We start from the raw sequence: 17,808 nt of genomic DNA, 5'->3' as shown, positions 1-17,808 counted from the left end.
CCGGAGTCACCTCCACCTTCACCCTCCAGGGCAACCTCAACACCCCGATCCACCAGTGGAAGCTGAACTCGGCGACCTCCGGCAAAACCCCCAGCGCCGGCGGCAACAAGACGCCGGGCACGATCGCGGGCGCCGTCACCTTCCCCACCGCGGTCATCGAAGGCCGCAGCACTCCCTACGCGGCGTTCGGCGGCGCCCAGGCGACGATCACCGCCACCGGTGCCTCCATCGACACCCGCAAGAGCTTCACCCTCAGCACCTGGGCCAAGGCCGGCCCGAACGGCGGTCTGATCGCCAGCCAGGACAACACGCGCAACAGCGCCTTCACCCTCTACGCAGACGCCGCCACCTCCTCGTGGCGGTTCGCCATCGCCAGGGGCGACGTGGACGGCTGGTCGTACGACTGGTCCGACAAGGTCAACGACGCGGCCCGCTTCAACGCGGACACCTGGACCCGCCTGACCGCCGTCTACAACGCCGAGACCGGCCTGATGAGCCTGTACGTCGACGGCGTCCTCGCCGGGAGCGGCAACCACGCCGCCGCCACCAGCCCGGCGCCGACCGGACCGCTGGTCCTGGGCCGGTACAAGGTCAACGGGCAGCCGGACTACTTCGGCACCTTCGTCGGCGGCATCAGCAACTTCGCCGCCTACCCCTATGCGGCCGCCCCGGCCGCCATCGGCGCGACCACCAAGATCTCGCTGACCGCGAGGGGTGCCAAGTGCGCGGACCTGGCCTCCGACGGCACCAAGGTGCAGATCTGGGACTGCAACGAGATCAACGGGGGGCTCGCCCAGCAGTTCGAGGTCCGGGCCGACGGCACCGTACGCATCCAGGGCAAGTGCATGGACGCCAAGGACGCCGGTACCGGCAGCGGCACGCCCATCCAGGCCGTCGACTGCCACAACCACCCGGCGCAGCAGTTCCTCCCCCGCGCCGACGGCAGCCTCTACAACACGGTCTCCGGTCGCTGTCTCGACCTGAACGGCGGTGACACGACCAACGGGATCCAGCTCCAGCTCTGGGACTGCAACCAGACGGACCCGCAGCGCTGGTCCCTCGCCGCCCTGGGCACCGCGCCGCTGCCCGTGCCGAGTTACGACGCGGCACCCTGACCCACTGGCGGTCGCACGTCCGCCGAGCCCCGCCCTCCCCCCGGAGGGCGGGGCTCGGCCCATCGGGCGAAGTCGGGCCGAGCGACCCGGCCGGACGGGACCTTTGGCAGCGGAAAGGCGGCCCGGGGGTGGGCTAGCTTGCCCGAGTGGGCATGTCGCGCGTGCGCCGGCGAGCCCCCACCCCGAGAGAGAGGCGCCCGCATGACCGGCACCGAACACCGCGTCCTGTCGCTCCGGCTCGAGGCCGCACCCGCGCCCGTCCCGGTGCGGGGCGTCTTCGTGTACCGCACCGAGCGGCCCTACGAGATCTCCCTCGACTTCGAGGGTGCCGGGATGCACCTCGCGCACTGGGTCTTCTCCCGGGAACTGCTGCTCGACGGCCAGATCTGCGCCACCGGCGAGGGCGACGTACAGGTGTGGCCGCGCTGGAAGGGCACCGAGCCGCGGGTCTTCCTCGCCTTCAGCAACGGCGAGCAGTCGTGCGTGGTGTCCGCCCGGGCCAAGGACGTACGGGAACTGTGCCGCCGGATGACCGAGCTGGTGCCGCGTGGCCTGGAACACCGGCACTACGACCTCGACGCCGAGCTGAGCGCCCTCCTGCCCAGCTGAGCCGGGTGAACCCGGTCAACACGATCAGCCCGGCCCACACGGTCAACCCGGCGAATCCGGTGAACCCGGCGAACCGGGTGCAACCGCGGCCGTACCGGGCGCGTCTTCACGGGTGACACCGTTCCCCGTCTCTCGGAATCGAGGGGACGCCATGAACCGTCCACGCCGCCGGCAGGCCACGGCACTGGGGTTGGGCGCACTGCTCACCGCCATGCTCGCCTTCGCCGCACCGGCATCCGCCGCAGCCACGACCGCCGCCTCCACCACCGCCACACAGACTCCGCTCGTCGTCAATGCCCGCTGGGGCGGGCACTGCACGTACGACCGCGTGGTCATCGACCTGCAGGGATACGTACCCGCGGTCACCGTCACCCCCGTCCCGTCGCTGGTCTACGACGGGTCCGGCAAGCCAGTCCCGTTGGCCGGGCGGTACTTCCTGGAGATCCGCCTGCACCCCGCCGCCGGACACGACGACGCGGGCCGCAACGTCTACCGCGGGCCCAAGCTCCTCAAGATCTACCTGCCCAAACTGAAGGGCCTCGCCCTGACCGGCGACTACGAGGGGTACGTCACCTTCGGCGCAGCCTTCAACACCAAGCCCGCCTACACCACGTTCACGCTGCACGCCCCGGAGCGCTTCGTCCTGGACATCGCGCACCCGAACGTCTGCTGAGCACACCGGCGGGAGGCCGGGCCGGGGACCTACCGGTGCTCGGGGTTCGGGAAGTCGAAGCGGCAGCCCGCGTCCCACTGGGAGCGCTGGTTGCCGTGCGCCGGCATCCCGCCGGACCGCTTGAGCAGAGCGGCCAGGTGCATGAGGTTCCAGCTCATGAAGGCCGTGTTCCGGTTGGTGAAGTCGTTCTCGGGTCCGCCGGATCCGGGGTCCAGGTAGGAGGGACCCGGTCCGGCTTCGCCGATCCATCCGGCATCGGCCTGCGGGGGGATCGCGTAGCCGAGGTGCTGCAGGCTGTAGAGGATGTTCATGGCGCAGTGTTTGACGCCGTCCTCGTTGCCGGTGATCAGCGCCCCGCCGACGCGCCCGTAGTAGGCGTACTGGCCCTGCTCGTTCAGGATCGAGGAGCAGGCGTAGAGCCGCTCGATGACCTGCTTCATCACCGAGCTGTTGTCACCGAGCCAGATCGGGCCGCACAGCACGAGGATGTCGGCGTCCATGATCTGGCTGTAGAGCACCGGCCACTGATCGCTCTCCCAGCCGTGGTCGGTCATGTCGGGCCAGACTCCGGTGGCGATGTCGTGGTCGACGGCGCGGATGAGCGAGGTCCGGGCCCCGGCCGCCTCCATCACCGCGCGGCTCTTGTCGATCAGGCCCTCGGTGTTGCTGGGCTCGGGTGATCGCTTGAGCGTGCAGTTGACATAGACGGCGGTGAGGTCGGAGTAGTCGACAGCGGGCGCGGCATCGGGTTCGGCGGTCACCCCACCAGCCTCTTCGCCGCCGGGCGGCCCCGCCAGCCGACCGCACCCGTCCGTGCCCGTCCCGTCCGCCGGCCCCGTCCGCGCTCCCCCCTGCGTGCGGAACGCCATGGCGCGGCGCAACCTCCGGCACCCTGCGGCCCCGACACCCGGAACTCCCCCTCCGGCCCGCGCCCTTGGGGCGGCCGACGAGCCACCGGACACGGAGAGTGACCACGAAGCGGAATCCGGTCGCCGCCCGGCGTGATTGGGGCGGGTTGTTACCGGTCCGTGCGGCCGACTAGGGTCAGCGGGCCTTGGTGTTCGGGAAACCGGTGGGAAACCGGTGCGGCCCTCGCCACTGTGATCGGGAAGTCCGGCTCCACTCCTGCGGGAAAGCCACTGGGCTGCGCGGGAGGTTCCGCGCTGCCCGGGAAGGCGGAGCATGGACGTCAACCCGTGAGCCAGGAGACCGGCCGGGGCGCGTTGTCCATCCACGAGGTGCTGGAGAGGTCTCCCCACTCATGCATATAGCCGAGGGGTTCCTACCCCCGTTGCACGCGGTCGCCTGGGGCGCCGCGTCCGCCCCCTTCGTCGTCCACGGCGTCCGCTCGCTCACCCGCGAGGTGAAGGCGAACCCGGAGAGCACGCTGCTGCTCGGAGCGTCCGGAGCATTCACTTTCGTCCTGTCCGCCCTGAAGATCCCTTCGGTGACGGGCAGTTGCTCGCACCCCACCGGCACGGGGCTCGGGGCGATCCTGTTCCGGCCGCCGATCATGGCGGTGCTCGGCACGATCACCCTGCTGTTCCAGGCCCTGCTGCTGGCCCACGGCGGGCTCACCACCCTCGGCGCCAACGTCTTCTCGATGGCCGTCGCCGGCCCGTGGGCGGGCTACGCCGTCTACCGGCTGCTGCGGAAGTTCGCACTCCCGCTGATGGTCACCGTGTTCTTCGGCGCCTTCTTCGCCGACCTGGTCACCTACTGCGTCACCAGCGTGCAGCTCGCCATGGCCTTCCCGGACCCGGCCTCCGGAGTCGCGGGATCGCTCGCGAAGTTCGGGGGGATCTTCGCGGTCACGCAGATACCGCTGGCCGTGAGCGAGGGGCTGCTGACCGTCCTGGTGATGCGGCTGCTGATGGCGTCGAGCAAGTCGGACCTGGTCCGGCTCGGCGTCGCGAAGCTGACCTCCGCCCGTACCGGAGAGAAGGCGGCGGCCTGATGAGCGGGATGTCCAAGAACGCGAAGATCAACGGCCTGCTGCTGCTCCTGGTGGCGGCGCTGGCCGTCCTGCCTCTCGCCCTGGGGCTGGGCGAGGGCAAGGAGGAGCCCTTCACCGGCGCCGACGCTCAGGCGGAGGCGGCGATCACCGAGCTGAAGCCGGATTACGAGCCCTGGTTCTCCCCTCTCTACGAGCCCCCCTCCGGCGAGATCGAGTCCGCGCTGTTCGCCTTGCAGGCGGCGCTGGGCGCGGGCGTGCTCGCCTACTACTTCGGCGTCCGCACGGGCCGCCGCCAGGGAGCGGCCGCCGCCGCTGGCGCCACCGCCCCGGAGGCGTAGGCGGTGCTGCCGATCGACGTGGCCGCGCACGGCAGCCGCTGGCGCGGCCGGCACCCGCTGGAGAAGGCCCTGCTGGGGATCGGGCTGACGGTCACCGCCGTGTGCCTGCCGCCCTGGCCGGGCGGGCCGCTGGTGGCCGCGGCCACCCTCGCCGTACTGCTCGGCCCGGCAGGGGTGGCGGGCCGCCAGCTCTGGCGGGCCTTCCGGATCCCGCTCGGCTTCTGCTTCACCGGGGCGCTGCCGCTGCTCTTCGCGGTCGGCGGCCCGGCGGGGCCGGTGTCCCTGGCCCCCGACGGGCCCCGGCTGGCCGCCGAACTGCTGCTGCGCACCTCGTCGGCCTCGCTCGGGCTGCTGCTGTTCGCCTTCACCACCCCGGTCTCCGACGTACTGCCCCGGCTGGTCCGGGCCGGGGTGCCGGCCCCGGTGGTGGACGTGGCCCTGGTCATGTACCGGATCGGCTTCCTGCTGCTCGACTCCATGGCCCAGGTCCGCCGGGCCCAGGCGGCCCGGCTCGGGCACACCGGCCGGGCGGCGGTGTGGCGCTCCCTGGCCGGGCTCGCCGCCACCTCGTTCGTACGGGCCTTCGACCGCGCGGCCAAGCTCCAGGCGGGGCTGGCCGGACGCGGCTACGACGGCGCGCTGCGGGTCCTCGTACCGGAGGCGGCCCTGTCGTGGCGCTTCCTGACGGCCACCGCAGGCCTGCTGGCGGCCCTGATCACCCTGACCCTCATGCTGAAGGGGCTGTACCTGTGAACCCGTCGCTGAACCCGTCGCTGGATCCGGTGGTGGAGCTGTCCGGCGCGGGCTACGCCTACGAGGACGGCCCGGCGGTCCTGACCGGCGTCGACTTCGCCATCGCGCCGGGCCGGGCGCTGGCCCTGCTGGGGCGCAACGGCAGCGGCAAGACCACCCTGATGCGGCTGCTGAGCGGCGGCCTGCAACCCGGCACGGGGTCGCTGCGGCTGGACGGCACGGAGGTCTCGTACGACCGGGCCGGACTGACCCGGCTGCGCACGTCCGTCCAGCTCGTGGTGCAGGACCCCGACGACCAGCTGTTCGCGGCATCGGTGGAGCAGGACGTGTCCTTCGGCCCGATGAACCTGGGGCTCCCCGCTCCGGAGGTCCGCGCCCGCGTGGACTCCGCTCTGGCCGCACTGGACATCACGCACCTCGGGGACCGCCCCACCCATCTGCTCTCCTACGGCCAGCGCAAGCGCGCGGCGATCGCGGGGGCGGTGGCGATGGCTCCGCGGGTGCTCATCCTGGACGAGCCGACGGCCGGCCTGGACCCGGACGGCCAGGAGCGGCTCCTCGACGTCCTCGCGGGACTGCGCGCGGCGGGTACGACGGTGGTCATGGCCACCCACGACGTGGACCTGGCGGTCCGCTGGGCCGACGACGCGGCGGTCCTGAGCCCGGCGGGCATCCGCTTCGGCCCGGCCGAGCCCCTCCTCTCGGATCCGTCCCTCCTCACCTCGGCGGGCCTGCGCCCGGCCTGGTCCCCGGCGGTGACGGCCTTCCTGCGCGCTCACGGCCACCTGGCCGCGGAGGCCCCGGGTCCACGCACAGCGGAGGCACTGGCGCTCTGGGGGCAAATCTAGGATGGCCGCATGTCGCTCCCGCACGCCATCCTCACCGCCCTGCTCGAGAAGCCCTCGTCGGGGCTGGAGCTGACCCGGCGGTTCGACAAGTCGATCGGGTACTTCTGGTCCGCGACGCACCAGCAGATCTACCGCGAGCTCGGCCGGCTGGAGGAGGCCGGGCTGATCCGGGCGCTGCCCAGCGAGGGGCCCGTGCGGGGGCAGAAGAAGGAGTACGAGGTGCTGCCCGCCGGGAGCGGGGAGCTGGCGCGGTGGGTCGGGGAGAGTCAGGATCCCAAGCCGGTGCGGGATCCCCTGCTGCTGCGGATCCGGGCGGCCGCAGTCGTGGGGCCGCAGGGGCTGGCCGCGGAGCTGCGGCGGCATCTTGAGCTGCACCGGGCCCAGTTGGCCGTGTACGAGGGGATCGAGGAGAAGGACTTCCCAGCCGGGCGGGACTCCGGGGAGGACCGGCTGCGGCGGGTCGTGCTGCACGCGGGGACCGGGCTGGAGACCTTCTGGCTGCGCTGGCTGGAGGAGGCCCTCGCCGAGGTGGAGGCCCTCGCCGAGGCAGAGGGCATGGCCGAGGTGGAGGGCATGGCCGCCGAGCCGGGGCGGGCCTGACGCGCAGCCCCGGCCCGGCAGAGGGGCCGGGGGCGGCGCGGGGGCTTACTTGTTCAGGGAGGCCCAGAACTCGTCGAAGCTCAGCAGGCCGTCGTCGTTCGAGTCCTTGGCGGCGATCACGGCCTCCGCGACCGGGCCGGTGACGTAGGGGTCACCCATCGCCGCCATCGCCGAACGGAACTCGTCGGCCGTCACGAAGCCGTCACCGTTCACGTCGAACTTGCCGAACGTCGTCCGTGCGCTCTCGATGTCCGCCACTGGGTCCACCCCTTCTTGGTGCTTGTTGACCGGCTCAGGGTAGCGGCACGCCCTCCCCCCTCACGCCCCGGGTCCCGTTCGAGCGGCAGATAGATATTCAATTACCCTTCCGTAGTACGGAAGCGATAATTCCAGCCAACAATTCAAGCCTCCACTTGTCACGCTCCGGGGCCACCGCATAACGTAGTGACATTGCCGCCACACCGGGAGCGCAGGGCTCCCAGGGACAAGCGGCAACAAGGGCGATCACACAGGTGACGATCACAGCTGACGCATCATTCGAAGTTCTGCCCTTCACCCGCACTTGCCACCACATCTGGGAAGACGGCGACCATGTGCTCATCGGAGTGAGTCCTGGAAACAGCTACTTCAGCTCCGAGCGCATATCCCACCTCACCCGATGGGCCACGACCCGCTTCGCACAGGTCGACTTCGTCTACGCAGACCTCCACGTGGACCGGATGTTCGCCGCCTTCGGCTACACCCAGGAACACGCCGAGAAGCGCGCGACGAAGGAAATCAAGGCAGTCCGGCGAAGGATTCTCAAGGGCGTGGAGGAATCAGGACCTCCCCATGCCGAGATCCGAGTGAGGGCACTTTCGGAGTTCCAGACGAACCCCGTCTACCAACTTCTGCACAGACGCGTACTCCATTTCCTGGAGACCGACGACGAATTCCGCAAGGGCTGCGAGGAAATGGCCCTGCATTTTGTCGGATCCAAGTTGCCGGAGGGTGAATCCATCACCGACGCACAGTTGCAGGTCTGTTTCGATTACATGGCAGCCGAGCTGCCGTTCTTCATCGACACCCCGAGCATTCTCGACGTGCCGTCCTCCGTGGCGGCCTACCACGTCAAGATGCCGATGACCGACGTCCTCTTCGCGCGCGGTGGGGGACTGCGCGCGACGAGGAACCAGGCATACGCCGTGGTACGGCCCGAGGCGGCCGAAACGGCACAGAGCGACGCGAACACGAACACCGCACCAACCGAAAGGACCGTCGATGAGCGTCGAGCAGCTTGAGGGCACCGGACGGACCGCCGAGCCCCTCATCGACTTCCCGCTCTCGCGGCGCGGTGACGTGCTCCCCGAGGAGTGCACCTGGCTGCGCGAGAAGGCGCCGGTCGCGAAGGTCCGCACCCTCACCGGGGACCCGGCCTGGCTGGTGAGCAGCTACGCGCTGGCCAAGCAGGTGCTGGAGGACGAGCGGTTCAGCCTCAAGGACACGGCCAATGCCGGTGTTCCGCGCCAGTACGCGCTGACGATCCCGCCCGAGGTCGTCAACAACATGGGCAACATCAACAGCGCCGGACTGCGCAACGCGGTCATGAAGGCGCTCAACCCGCGCCAGAAGGGCCTGCAGGACTGGCTGCGCGCGAAGGCCGGCGAGCTCATCGACCGGCTCCTCGCCGAAGGGGGGCCCGCCGACCTGCGGGCCGCCTTCGCCGACCCCTTCTCCGCGGCGCTGCACTGCCAGGTGCTGGGCGTGCCGTTCGAGGACTGGCGGCGCCTGATGTCGGGGCTGGACGTCGCGTTCATGACCGCGCGCGAGCCGTTCGCCGACTCGGCGCTCAACTGGTACAAGGACGTCGGCTACTTCGAGGAGCAGTTGAAGGCGCAGCTGGCGCTGCCTGCCGAGGAGCGTACGGGGCTCCTCGGCAAGTTCGCCGAGCTGAAGGAGGCGGACCCGGAGTCGGCGCACCTGACCGACGACATGTTCGCCACCGTCGCCGTTTCGCTCTTCGGGGCCGGCGCGGTCTCGACCTCCGCGTTCCTGACCCTGGCGGTCCTGGCGCTGCTCCAGAAGCCCGAGCTCATCGGGTACCTGCGCAAGCACCCGGAGCGCATGGGCAGGGCAGTGGACGAGCTGCTGCGCTGGAACCTGTCCGTGGGCGACGGCCTGCCGCGCATCGCCATGGCGGACATCCAGGTCGGGGACGTGCTGGTCAAGGAGGGCGAGCTGGTCCTCGTCCTGCTGGAGGGGGCCAACTTCGACCCGGAGGCCTTCGAGAACCCCGACGAGCTGGACCTGGAGCGCGAGAGCTCCCACGCCAACCTCGCCTTCGGTGCGGGCCGGCACTTCTGCCCGGCCTCCGCGCTGGGCCGGGCGCACGCCGAGATCGCGCTGGAGGTGCTGGTCGAGCGGCTGCCCGAGCTGCGTCTCGCGGTGCCGGCGGAGAACCTCGTGTGGCGGACCGGCTTCATCAAGCGGCTTCCCGAACGGCTCCCCGTCGCCTGGTGAGGAGGCGACGGTGAGCGGCCCAGCGTGCCCCGGGAGCTGTGCGAGCTCCCGGGGCACGCCCGTTTCCTGCGCGTACGCGCCCTCGCGCCCTACCGGAAGATGCCGGTGTGGCCGAGGGAGTAGCGGCCGGGCTGCGGGTAGACGGCGAGGCCGTGCGGTCCGCCGCCCACCGGGATCTTGGCGAGCTGCTTGCCGGTGGTGGTGTCGATGGCGTAGACCTCGGAGTTGTAGCGGCCCGAGAGCCACAGCACCTTGCCGTCGGCGGAGACCCCGCCCATGTCGGGGCTGCCGCCGTCCGGCAGCTCCCACTTCTTCGTCAGCTTGTTCTGCGTGAAGTCGAAGACGGAGACGGACCCCTCGCCCCGGTTGGAGACGTACATCTCCTTGGAGTCGCGGCTGACGTAGAGGCCGTGGCAGCCCTTACCGGTGGGCAGCAGCTTGGGGGTCTCGAACTTGTCGCCGCCGAGCACCCACATGCCGTGGGCCATCATGTCCGCGACGTAGAAGGTCTTTCCGTCCGGCGAGACCTTGACGTCCTGCGGCATGGCGCCCTCGAAGGGCAGTTTCTGCTGGCCGACGACCTCCATCTTCTCGGTGTCGACCTTGAGCAGTTCACCGGAGAACTCGCAGCTCACGATGAAGTAGCGGCCGTCCGCGGAGAAGTCTGCGTGATTGACGCCGAAACAGGTTACGGGGACGGTTTTCACGCGGTCCATGGTGTGCGGGTCCCGGAACACCAGCTCCTTGTCCATGGAGGCCATGACCACCGCGTACTTGCCGTTGGGCGTGAAGTACAGGTTGTACGGGTCGTGCACCTCGACGGGCTTGCCGGCCTCCCCGGTGGCCGGGTTGATCGGGGTGAGCGTGTGCCCCCGGTTGTTGTTGACCCAGAGGGTCTTCAGGTCCCAGGACGGGACCACGTGCTGGGGCTGGACGCCGACGGGGATGGTGTCGATGACCTTGTACGTGACCGGGTCGATGACGGACACCGTGTTGGAGTTGGTGTTCGGCACGTAGACGCGGGACGGGAAGTCCTTGACCACCGGGGAGAGTTTGTTCGGCCGGTCGGCCGCGTACACGTCGTTCGGATCGAGGAGCGGCGGCATTCCGGCCAGGCCCGGCGGCGCGGCCGGCACCGCCGGTACGGCCTTGGCGGGCGCGGCGGGCCCCTTCGTGCCCAGGGCCTCGGCGGGTCCCTCGTCGGCCGCTCCGCAGCCGGCGAGGGCGGCGAGGACCAGACCGGCCAGCAACGCGGTGGCCTTCCGGGGAAGGCGGGTGGTCGTCATGGGGTCAGCAGCTCCGTGGTGGTCACCGCGCGCAGTTTGCGGCGTGCGAGTTCTTCGAGGAGGGGTGGCATCGCGTCGACCGTGTCCGCGTAGCCGAAATGCAGGCTCACCACCGATCCGCCTTGGATCGGGCCGATGACGGTGCGGATGACGGCCGCGGCACCGGGCGAGGTGAAGTCGAGGGAGTCCACGTCGTACGAGAGGACGTGCGGGTAGCCCGCCCGCTGGGCCAGCTTTCGCACGAGGGGGCTGGCGTACTGGGTCTGGGACGGGCGGAACCAGGTGCCGATGGATCCGGTCAGCCGTTTGAGGCGGTCGGCGCAGCCGGTGATCTCGGCGTACGCCTGCTCCTCGGGCATGGTGTTGATCGCGAGGTGGCGCTGGGTGTGGTTGCCGAGCTCGTGGCCGCCGTCCAGGATCCGGCGGGCCATCTCCGGGTGGGCGTCGAGCCAGGCGCCGATGGCCAGTACGGTGACCCGCGCGCCCGCCCGCTCCGCCTCGGCGAGCACGGCCTTGGCGATGGCGGGGTCGCCGTTGCCGTGGAAGGTGAGCGCGACGCCGGGCCGGCCGCGGGGGCCGTGTCCGATCTCCACGGGCTGACCGGCGAACCGGCGCGGGGCGGGAGCCGCCTTGGCCCGGGTCGCCGCTTTGTCGGGGGCGGCCTTCGCCGGGGCCGCGGGGCCCGCGGGGGCCGTCCCGGATACGGACGGCCCGGGGGTGGTGCGGGCGTCCGTGCCGCAGGCGGCGGTGAGGGCGCCGGCGGCGACCGCCGCGCCGGCACGGAGAGCGGATCGGCGGTCCGGGTAGCAGGGCACCCGCCCATTTAAGGGGTGGATGCCCGTGTAGGTATTGATTGACCCAATTCAGGACCTTCGGCCGAACCGGTGCCACCCGACCACCGTCCGCTATATGATCAACGATTCACGCAGAGCGGCCGATCTCCACTCGCTGATTACGAGGCCAGTGGCCCATCTCACCTAAGATTTAGGTAGAAAGTCTTAGGATATGCACACTTATGTCCAACTTGGGACTTTTGGCATTTGGTCCCTCGTCTGCCATAGTCGGAATCACGGCTTCCCGTTGACCCGAGCGAAGTCCCCGCCGAGGATCACACCCCCTTCGATCCTCGGCGCACCCATGAAACCCCCACAGCGCCCCACGACGGCGACAGGGGGTTTCTGGCGTTCCGGGGGCGATCCTCAGCGGTCGGCCACACGCATCTCGAACCAGGTGATCTTTCCGCGCGGCAGCAGGTCCGCACCCCAGCGGTCCGAGAGCTTGTCGACGAGGAACAGCCCCCGGCCGGTGGTGTCCATCTCGTGGACGGGCATGAGGCAGGGCAGCCCGCGCGAGGGGTCGCGCACTTCCACGCGGATCCAGCCGCGCCGCCTGAGCATCCGTAAACCGAAGGACCGGGCCCCCGTGTGGCGGACGGCGTTGCCCACGAGCTCCGAGACGAGCAGGACCGTGTGCTCGGCGATCTGGGGCGAGAGGCCCCACAGGCGGACGACCACGCACTGCGTGAGCCGGCGGGCGGTGCTCGCCGACTCGGGCATCGACGGCAGCGTCACTTCCGCCTCGGCCGGGTTCCCGTACAACTCCAGCGCTTTGAGGCCCAGTTCGTCCTCCAGGGCCGCCGTGAGCCGTACGGCGGAAGCGCCACTGCGCTGCCGCGGCTGTTCCACACCCTCCAGACCCGCCATGCACCCATCATGGAGGGCCGGTACGGCCGTTCGGGCCGTTCCGCAGGAAAAGACCCCTCGGGATCTTTGATTCCGAGGGGCCTTTCTGGCATATGCAATCGGCAACCCGGGGGCCACCACACGTCGCTGACCTGCGGTGACGCACCGCGAGGCAGTGATCACCCAGAGTGGATCACCAGCTCGCCTTAAGGCTGCCTTAAGCCCTGGCTAATCCACCCACAGGAATGACCCCGGCAAGGATCCCTACGAGGACCCCGACAGGGCTTGCGCTAAAGGAACTTGGCCTTACCCGGCCCCTCCTCGACGAAGCTGCGCATCCCTCGGTCGCGGTCCTCGGTGGCGAACAGACCCGCGAACCAGCCCCGTTCGATCGTCAGACCGGTGTCGATGTCGGCCTCCAGGCCGGCATCCACGCACTCCTTGGCGGCGCGCAGCGCGAGGGCCGGGCCCTGGGCCAGCTTCGCGGCCCACGCGTACGCCTGCTCGTACACCTCGGCGGCCGGTACCACGCGGTCCACGAGGCCGAGGGTCAGCGCCTCGTCGGCCTTGACCATGCGGCCCGTGAAGATGAGGTCCTTGGCCTTGGAGGGGCCGATCAGCCGGGACAGCCGCTGGGTGCCGCCCGCGCCGGGGATCAGGCCGAGCAGGATCTCGGGCTGGCCGAGCTTCGCGTTGTCGGCGGCGATGCGGTAGTCCGCGCACAGGGCCAGCTCGCAGCCGCCGCCCAGGGCGTAGCCGGTGACGGCCGCGACCACCGGCTTGGGGATCCGGGCCACGGCGGTGAAGGCGTCCTGCAGTCCGCGGGACCGGGCGACCATGGCCGCGTGGTCCATCGTCTGCATCTCCTTGATGTCCGCGCCGGCCGCGAACACCTTCTCGCCGCCGTAGATGACGACCGTACGGACGTCGGCCCGGTCGGTCGCCTCGACGGCGAGCTCGCGCAGCCGGTCCTGCGTGGCGATGTCCAGGGCGTTCATGGGCGGCCGGTCCAGCCGGATGACGCCGACGCCTTCGGAGACTTCGAGAGAGATGGTCATACGGGAAGGTTAGCGCCGGTTAACGCCGGGTGGCCCGGTGCTGTGGGTCACAGCACCGGGCCACCCGGGCGACTACTGCGCAGGAACCGGGGCTACTTGATCCACTCCGCCCAGTCCATGTTCCAGCCGTTGAGGCCGTTGTCGGGGGCGACGGTCTTGTCCTTGGAGTTCTTCACGATGACCACGTCGCCGATCAGCGACTCGTTGAAGAACCAGGCGGCGGGCTGGCTGCCGTCACCGGCGCCGCGGACGTCCTTGAGGCCCACGCAGCCGTGGCTGACGTTCTCGGAGCCGAACGTGCCGGACGAGGCCCAGTAGTTGCCGTGCACGAAGGTGCCGGAGGTGGTCAGCCGCATCGCGTGCGGGACGTCGGAGATGTCGTACTCCCCGCCGAAGCCGACGGTGGCGCCGTTCATCCGGGTCACCTTGTACTTCTCGCTGATGACCATCTGCCCGTTGTACGTGGTCGTCGACGGGGCGCCCGCGGTGATCGGGACGTTCTTGAGCACCTGGCCGTCACGGACCACCTGCATCTGCTTGCTGCTCGCGTCGACCGTGGTGACCTGGGAGCGGCCGATCTTGAAGCTGACCGTACGGGTCTGCTTGCCGTAGACCCCCGGGCGGCCTTCGACTCCGTCGAGTTCGAGCTTGAGGGTGACCTTGGTGCCCGCGGCCCAGTACTTCTCGGGGCGGAAGTCCAGGCGGTCGTTGCCGAACCAGTGGCCCTCGATCGGGACGGCCGGATCGGCCGTCACCGTGATGGCCTTCTCGACGGCCTCGGGGTTGGTGATGCCGCGGGAGAAGTTGATCGAGACCGGCATGCCCACGCCGACCGTCGATCCGTCCTCGGGGGTGTACTGGCCGATGAAGGTGTTGGCGGGCGTGAGGGTCGTGAAGGTGGTGTCCTTCGCGGACTCGCGGCCGGCCTCGTCCTTGGCGACCGCGTGCACCTTGTACTCGGTGGCGGCGGCGAGGTGGCGGGCGGGCTCCCAGCTCGCGCCGTCCGCGGCGAGCTTGCCCTCCACCGCGTTGCCCTTGGTGTCCGCGACCGTCACCGTGGTGAGCTTGCCGCCGGTGCTGGTTATCTTCAGGATGCCGCTCGTCGCGACCTCCTTGGCCCCGTCGTCCGGCTTGACGTTCACGACGGCCTTCGACGCCTCGGTACCGGTCGTGCCGGTACCCCCGTCGCCCCCACCGCTCCCGCCGGCGCCGCCACCGCTTCCGCCGCCGCTGCAGGCGCTGGTGAACAGCAGGGCCGCACCCAGCAGGAGGGCCGGCAGGCCGGTGCGGGCGCGCCCGCGTATCGGCTGCAGGTTCACGATCGTTCTCCCCATGTCCCCCGCGCACGGACAGTCGCGCGCTTGTCGCCAGGAAATCACATGGGGGATCACGAGACAGTACGGTCATGTCACCGTTCCGTCCCAAGAGTGGCCGGTGCGCCGGGAGTCAGCCCTCCGTGCCGGGCTTGGCGCCCCAGACGTAGACGGCGTCGCCCTCGGTCAGCAGGTCCCACAGCCGCCGCGCGTCGGGGACGGAGAGGTTGACGCAGCCGGCCGAGCCGCCGTGGGCGTACAGGTTGCCGACGCGGCCGTGGAGGGCCTGGCCCCCGTCGAAGAACTGGGCGTAGGGCATGGGGGAACCGTCGTAGAGCGTGGACTTGTGGTCCTCGCTGCGCCAGTAGACCTCGTGCCAGCCGAGGCGGGTCTCCTCGTCGTCGCGTCCGGTACGGACGGGCACGGGCGGGAAGACCACGGTGCGGTCGCGCTGCACCCACAGGAGCTGGCGCTCCAGGTCCACGCAGGTCACCCGGTGCCGGCGGACCGGGCAGCCGCCGGCGGCGTTGGGGTTCGCACGGGCGGCGACCGCGACCATGGTGCGGAAGGTGACCAGTCCGGCGTAGCCGTCGGCGGGCCTGATCCCGTTGCCCCGCTGGAAGGCGCGGATCGCCTCGCAGTCCCCCGCGTCCTGTGTCCCGTCGGTCCTCCGCCGCACGTGGTCTTCCAGCTCGCGCTGGTAGGGACCGGTCCCGGCGGTGCACGCCTCCGCCTCCGCGGCCGCGATCGGGGACGACGCGGCCGGGGACGACGGGGCCGGTGCCGGATCCGCCGCGGCTGCCGGCGGCGGGACGAGGGCCGCCGCCGCGAGGATCGCGGCCGTGACGGCCGCCCTGCCCATCGCGCCTGCCGCGTCCCCTGTGCTCATACGGGCCTCCTCGCGCCCGCCGGCCGGGCCCTCGGCTCCGAGCCAAGCGGATCCGCCCGGCACCGGCGCGCCGGGTGGGCCGGCAGGGTCACCGGCCCACCCGGGCGGGCCTATCCGGCCCGGCCCGCCCTCGGCGGCCTCGGGCCCTTGCCGTGGTCGTCGCGCTTGTTCTCCAGGGTCACCACCAGGCGGTGGTCCGGGGTGTTCCCGTCCAGGTGGAGCGGACCCGTGACCCGGTTCCGCGGGAGGAGGTAGCCCTCCGGTACGGCCGTTTCGACCACGTAGTACCAGCCCTCCTCCAGGTCCGGGAACGCACACACCCCGGCCCGGTCGGTCGCGCAGCCCTGCGTCACCCTGCGGTCGGCGTTGATGCCGCGCGTCTGGAGTCCACGGGTGCTGTTGGTCTCCTTCCACACCTCGAAGACCGCACCGCGCAGCGGCTTCCCGGTCTTCGCGTCCTTCTTGAGGACCTCGATCGAGCCCTCGTACTCGGGCTCCCCGGTCCGCTCGTCCGTGACACCGACCACGAGGCCCGTCGTCACGTGGCCCGCGTCGAGGTCGAAGGGCGTGACCGGGTCCGCCGGCAGGTCGTAGCCGGCCGGTGCCTGCGTCTCCCGCCAGTAGTACCGCTCACCGACGGGGAGCTGGACCGTGCAGCTTCCCTGTGCGTCGGTGGTGCAGGACCCGGCGAGCTGCTCGTCGGGGTCCGCTCCGGTGGTCTGCAGGCCCGTACGGTCGTTGGCCTCGCGCCACAGCTCGAAGCGGGCGCCGGGCAGCAGCGCCCCGCCGTCCGCGTCGGACTTGCGCAGCACCACTTCGGCCGCGGCCGGGAGGGCGGCGTTGCTCATGCGGACGCTCACGCCGGCGGCGGCGTTCTGCGCGGTCAGCGTCAGCTCGGCGACGGGGTTCTCCGCGAGCTCGTAGCCGTCCGGTGCCTGCGTCTCGCGCCAGTAGTACGTGCCGAGCGGGACGGTGCGGGAGCAGATGCCGCTCTGCGGGGTGACGCAGTCGGCGACCTTGGTGTCGCCGCCGGGGCTCGTGAACTGGGCCCCTGGGACCCCGTTGGTCTCGTGCCACAGCTCGTAGGCGGCCCCGGCCAGCGGGGTGTCGCCGGTGTCCTGCTTGAGGACGGAGACCAGCCCCACGGTCGGGCCCTGCCCCCCGCAGTCGGGCAGGTCGCCGTCGAAGGGGTACGCGTGGAACTCCTGGCCGCCGCCCCTGGTGCTCGTGTGGACGAGCTCTCCGGTCGTGAAGAAGCGGCCGTTGGTACCGGGCAGGGTCACGGTGGTGCGCGAGGCCTGCTCGCCGACGAGGACGCTGCCCTGGAACTGCCCGCTGCCGACGAGCCGGACGTCGGTGGCGTCGGGGAAGTTCCAGAGCAGCCGGGTGCGGTAGCCGTTCCACGCGTCGGCGGAGGGCCCGGTGTCGTTGAGGCTGCCGCTGAAGGTGTTGAGCGTGCGGCCGGCGCCCAGGACGTTGACGAGGACGGTGGCGTCGGCCGGGATGCCCTGGAAGCGGATGCCGATGGCGCCGGTGCCGTTCGCGCCCACCATGTCGAAGTCCACGGTGAAGACCTGGAGCGCGGAGGTCCCGTCCCCGGTGAAGACGGTGAAGCCGTCCCGGTTGACGGCGGTGCCCGTTGCCGGGCGCGGGCTGCCGTCGACCCGGGCGTAGCACCGGCTGGCTGCGGTGAGCTGGTCGCGCAGGCCGGCGTACGGGGTGATGGCGGCCGGGTCGGCCACGAGCGGGCCGGTGACGGTGCCGGGTCCGGGGGCGGTGCCCGCGTGGCGGACGACGCCGCCGTCCGAGATCAGGCGCTGGCCGGTGGCCACCGTGACGTCGCGGCCGGTGGTGAGGAAGTCCGAGCCCGCGGGGGGACGGACGAGCGATCCCGCGCCGACGATGCCGATGTTGTACCCGCCGCCGGCGCCCGCCGCCAGGTTCTTGTTCTGGTCGAAGCTGCCGAGGACGACGACCTTGCCCTCGGCCTCGGCGGCGCGCTCGCGGACGAGGAAGTCGGCGCCGACGAAGATGTTGACGGCCTCGTCATAGCCGTTGGGGTCCGTGCCGACCTCGATCGGCGGGAACACCGGCGGGCACCCCGGCCCGAGGCAGGGACCGAGACCCCCCGGCAGCGGTGCCCGCAGGGCCGCGGCCGCGGCCTTCGGGACCGGCCGGCGCCGGTCCC

The 17,808-nt window shown here is 71.0% G+C and carries 19 protein-coding genes and 1 riboswitch; of the genes, 10 read left to right on the top strand and 9 right to left on the bottom strand.

What is annotated here, in order from left to right; all coding sequences use genetic code 11:
* From ABZY57_RS27820 to ABZY57_RS27810, 3 genes are all read left to right on the top strand, one after another.
* Positions 1-1,115: ricin-type beta-trefoil lectin domain protein (locus ABZY57_RS27820; RefSeq protein WP_356516482.1), on the top strand; the 1,115-nt coding region annotated here is incomplete at its 5' end.
* A gap of 201 nt (positions 1,116-1,316) precedes the next feature.
* Complete coding sequence (locus ABZY57_RS27815; protein WP_356516480.1) at positions 1,317-1,724, top strand: SsgA family sporulation/cell division regulator; 408 nt, start codon at positions 1,317-1,319, stop codon at positions 1,722-1,724.
* Positions 1,725-1,875: 151 nt separating this feature from the next.
* Complete coding sequence (locus ABZY57_RS27810; RefSeq protein ID WP_356516478.1) at positions 1,876-2,397, top strand: hypothetical protein; 522 nt, start codon at positions 1,876-1,878, stop codon at positions 2,395-2,397.
* Between the two features lie 29 nt (positions 2,398-2,426).
* Here the strand turns inward: ABZY57_RS27810 and ABZY57_RS27805 are convergent, their stop codons facing one another.
* Positions 2,427-3,158: a flavodoxin family protein gene (locus tag ABZY57_RS27805; protein WP_356516476.1), complete on the bottom strand. Its 732-nt coding sequence runs from the start codon at positions 3,156-3,158 to the stop codon at positions 2,427-2,429.
* 277 nt (positions 3,159-3,435) lie between these two features.
* Positions 3,436-3,630, top strand: a riboswitch (cobalamin riboswitch).
* A gap of 28 nt (positions 3,631-3,658) precedes the next feature.
* On the opposite strand from ABZY57_RS27805, the gene ABZY57_RS27800 reads away from it, so the two are divergent.
* The 5 genes from ABZY57_RS27800 to ABZY57_RS27780 are packed head-to-tail and all read left to right on the top strand — an operon-like array spanning position 3,659 to position 6,893.
* Entirely contained in the window at positions 3,659-4,354 is a 696-nt protein-coding gene (locus tag ABZY57_RS27800) for an energy-coupling factor ABC transporter permease (RefSeq protein ID WP_356516474.1), read from the top strand.
* Between the two features lie 8 nt (positions 4,355-4,362).
* Positions 4,363-4,692: an energy-coupling factor ABC transporter substrate-binding protein gene (locus ABZY57_RS27795; protein WP_356516487.1), complete on the top strand. Its 330-nt coding sequence runs from the start codon at positions 4,363-4,365 to the stop codon at positions 4,690-4,692.
* Positions 4,693-4,695: 3 nt separating this feature from the next.
* Entirely contained in the window at positions 4,696-5,445 is a 750-nt protein-coding gene (cbiQ, locus tag ABZY57_RS27790) for a cobalt ECF transporter T component CbiQ (RefSeq protein WP_356516472.1), read from the top strand.
* On the top strand, positions 5,442-6,293 hold the full coding sequence (locus tag ABZY57_RS27785) for an ATP-binding cassette domain-containing protein (protein WP_356516470.1): 852 nt from the start codon (positions 5,442-5,444) through the stop codon (positions 6,291-6,293). The genes cbiQ and ABZY57_RS27785 overlap by 4 nt, the downstream gene beginning before the upstream one ends.
* A gap of 9 nt (positions 6,294-6,302) precedes the next feature.
* Complete coding sequence (locus ABZY57_RS27780; RefSeq protein WP_356516468.1) at positions 6,303-6,893, top strand: helix-turn-helix transcriptional regulator; 591 nt, start codon at positions 6,303-6,305, stop codon at positions 6,891-6,893.
* A gap of 45 nt (positions 6,894-6,938) precedes the next feature.
* Here the strand turns inward: ABZY57_RS27780 and ABZY57_RS27775 are convergent, their stop codons facing one another.
* Positions 6,939-7,151: an EF-hand domain-containing protein gene (locus ABZY57_RS27775; RefSeq protein WP_266904270.1), complete on the bottom strand. Its 213-nt coding sequence runs from the start codon at positions 7,149-7,151 to the stop codon at positions 6,939-6,941.
* Positions 7,152-7,405: 254 nt separating this feature from the next.
* Between ABZY57_RS27775 and ABZY57_RS27770 the strand changes: the two genes are divergently transcribed.
* Both ABZY57_RS27770 and ABZY57_RS27765 read left to right on the top strand, forming a co-directional pair.
* Complete coding sequence (locus ABZY57_RS27770) at positions 7,406-8,173, top strand: tRNA-dependent cyclodipeptide synthase (protein ID WP_356516466.1); 768 nt, start codon at positions 7,406-7,408, stop codon at positions 8,171-8,173.
* Positions 8,154-9,392, top strand: coding sequence for a cytochrome P450 (locus tag ABZY57_RS27765; protein ID WP_356516464.1), 1,239 nt, complete (start codon positions 8,154-8,156; stop codon positions 9,390-9,392). The genes ABZY57_RS27770 and ABZY57_RS27765 overlap by 20 nt, the downstream gene beginning before the upstream one ends.
* Positions 9,393-9,481: 89 nt before the next feature.
* Here ABZY57_RS27765 and ABZY57_RS27760 read toward each other — a convergent pair whose 3' ends face one another.
* From ABZY57_RS27760 to ABZY57_RS27730, 7 genes are all read right to left on the bottom strand, one after another.
* Positions 9,482-10,678 (bottom strand): YncE family protein, encoded by a 1,197-nt coding sequence (locus ABZY57_RS27760; protein ID WP_356516462.1) that lies wholly within the window; start codon positions 10,676-10,678, stop codon positions 9,482-9,484.
* On the bottom strand, positions 10,675-11,493 hold the full coding sequence (locus tag ABZY57_RS27755) for a polysaccharide deacetylase family protein (RefSeq protein WP_356516460.1): 819 nt from the start codon (positions 11,491-11,493) through the stop codon (positions 10,675-10,677). Before ABZY57_RS27755 ends, ABZY57_RS27760 begins: the two co-directional genes overlap by 4 nt.
* A 384-nt stretch (positions 11,494-11,877) precedes the next feature.
* Positions 11,878-12,381, bottom strand: coding sequence for an ATP-binding protein (locus tag ABZY57_RS27750; RefSeq protein WP_356516458.1), 504 nt, complete (start codon positions 12,379-12,381; stop codon positions 11,878-11,880).
* Positions 12,382-12,650: 269 nt separating this feature from the next.
* A complete protein-coding gene (locus ABZY57_RS27745; RefSeq protein WP_356516456.1) occupies positions 12,651-13,418 on the bottom strand; it encodes an enoyl-CoA hydratase-related protein in 768 nt (255 codons plus the stop codon).
* 92 nt (positions 13,419-13,510) lie between these two features.
* Positions 13,511-14,731 carry an Ig-like domain-containing protein gene (locus ABZY57_RS27740; RefSeq protein WP_356516484.1) on the bottom strand — a complete coding sequence of 407 codons (1,221 nt, stop codon included), beginning with the start codon at positions 14,729-14,731 and terminating at the stop codon, positions 13,511-13,513.
* 133 nt (positions 14,732-14,864) lie between these two features.
* Complete coding sequence (locus tag ABZY57_RS27735) at positions 14,865-15,620, bottom strand: L,D-transpeptidase (protein WP_356516454.1); 756 nt, start codon at positions 15,618-15,620, stop codon at positions 14,865-14,867.
* Between the two features lie 110 nt (positions 15,621-15,730).
* The coding region (locus ABZY57_RS27730) for a choice-of-anchor A family protein (RefSeq protein WP_356516452.1) at positions 15,731-17,808 on the bottom strand (2,078 nt) is incomplete at its 5' end.

The organism is Streptomyces sp. NPDC006450, from assembly GCF_040612195.1.
Classification (GTDB): Bacteria; Actinomycetota; Actinomycetes; order Streptomycetales; family Streptomycetaceae; genus Streptomyces.
This window is presented reverse-complemented; position numbering and strand designations above follow the sequence as displayed.

What these genes read in the sequence shown, in the direction of transcription:
- ABZY57_RS27760 (WP_356516462.1), bottom strand. Translation starts at nt 10,678, where the DNA reads ATGACGACCACCCGCCTTCCCCGGAAGGCCACCGCGTTGCTGGCCGGT.
- ABZY57_RS27810 (WP_356516478.1), top strand. Translation starts at nt 1,876, where the DNA reads ATGAACCGTCCACGCCGCCGGCAGGCCACGGCACTGGGGTTGGGCGCA.
- ABZY57_RS27750 (WP_356516458.1), bottom strand. Translation starts at nt 12,381, where the DNA reads ATGGCGGGTCTGGAGGGTGTGGAACAGCCGCGGCAGCGCAGTGGCGCT.
- ABZY57_RS27795 (WP_356516487.1), top strand. Translation starts at nt 4,363, where the DNA reads ATGTCCAAGAACGCGAAGATCAACGGCCTGCTGCTGCTCCTGGTGGCG.
- ABZY57_RS27735 (WP_356516454.1), bottom strand. Translation starts at nt 15,620, where the DNA reads ATGAGCACAGGGGACGCGGCAGGCGCGATGGGCAGGGCGGCCGTCACG.
- ABZY57_RS27745 (WP_356516456.1), bottom strand. Translation starts at nt 13,418, where the DNA reads ATGACCATCTCTCTCGAAGTCTCCGAAGGCGTCGGCGTCATCCGGCTG.
- ABZY57_RS27800 (WP_356516474.1), top strand. Translation starts at nt 3,659, where the DNA reads ATGCATATAGCCGAGGGGTTCCTACCCCCGTTGCACGCGGTCGCCTGG.
- ABZY57_RS27815 (WP_356516480.1), top strand. Translation starts at nt 1,317, where the DNA reads ATGACCGGCACCGAACACCGCGTCCTGTCGCTCCGGCTCGAGGCCGCA.
- ABZY57_RS27765 (WP_356516464.1), top strand. Translation starts at nt 8,154, where the DNA reads ATGAGCGTCGAGCAGCTTGAGGGCACCGGACGGACCGCCGAGCCCCTC.
- ABZY57_RS27780 (WP_356516468.1), top strand. Translation starts at nt 6,303, where the DNA reads ATGTCGCTCCCGCACGCCATCCTCACCGCCCTGCTCGAGAAGCCCTCG.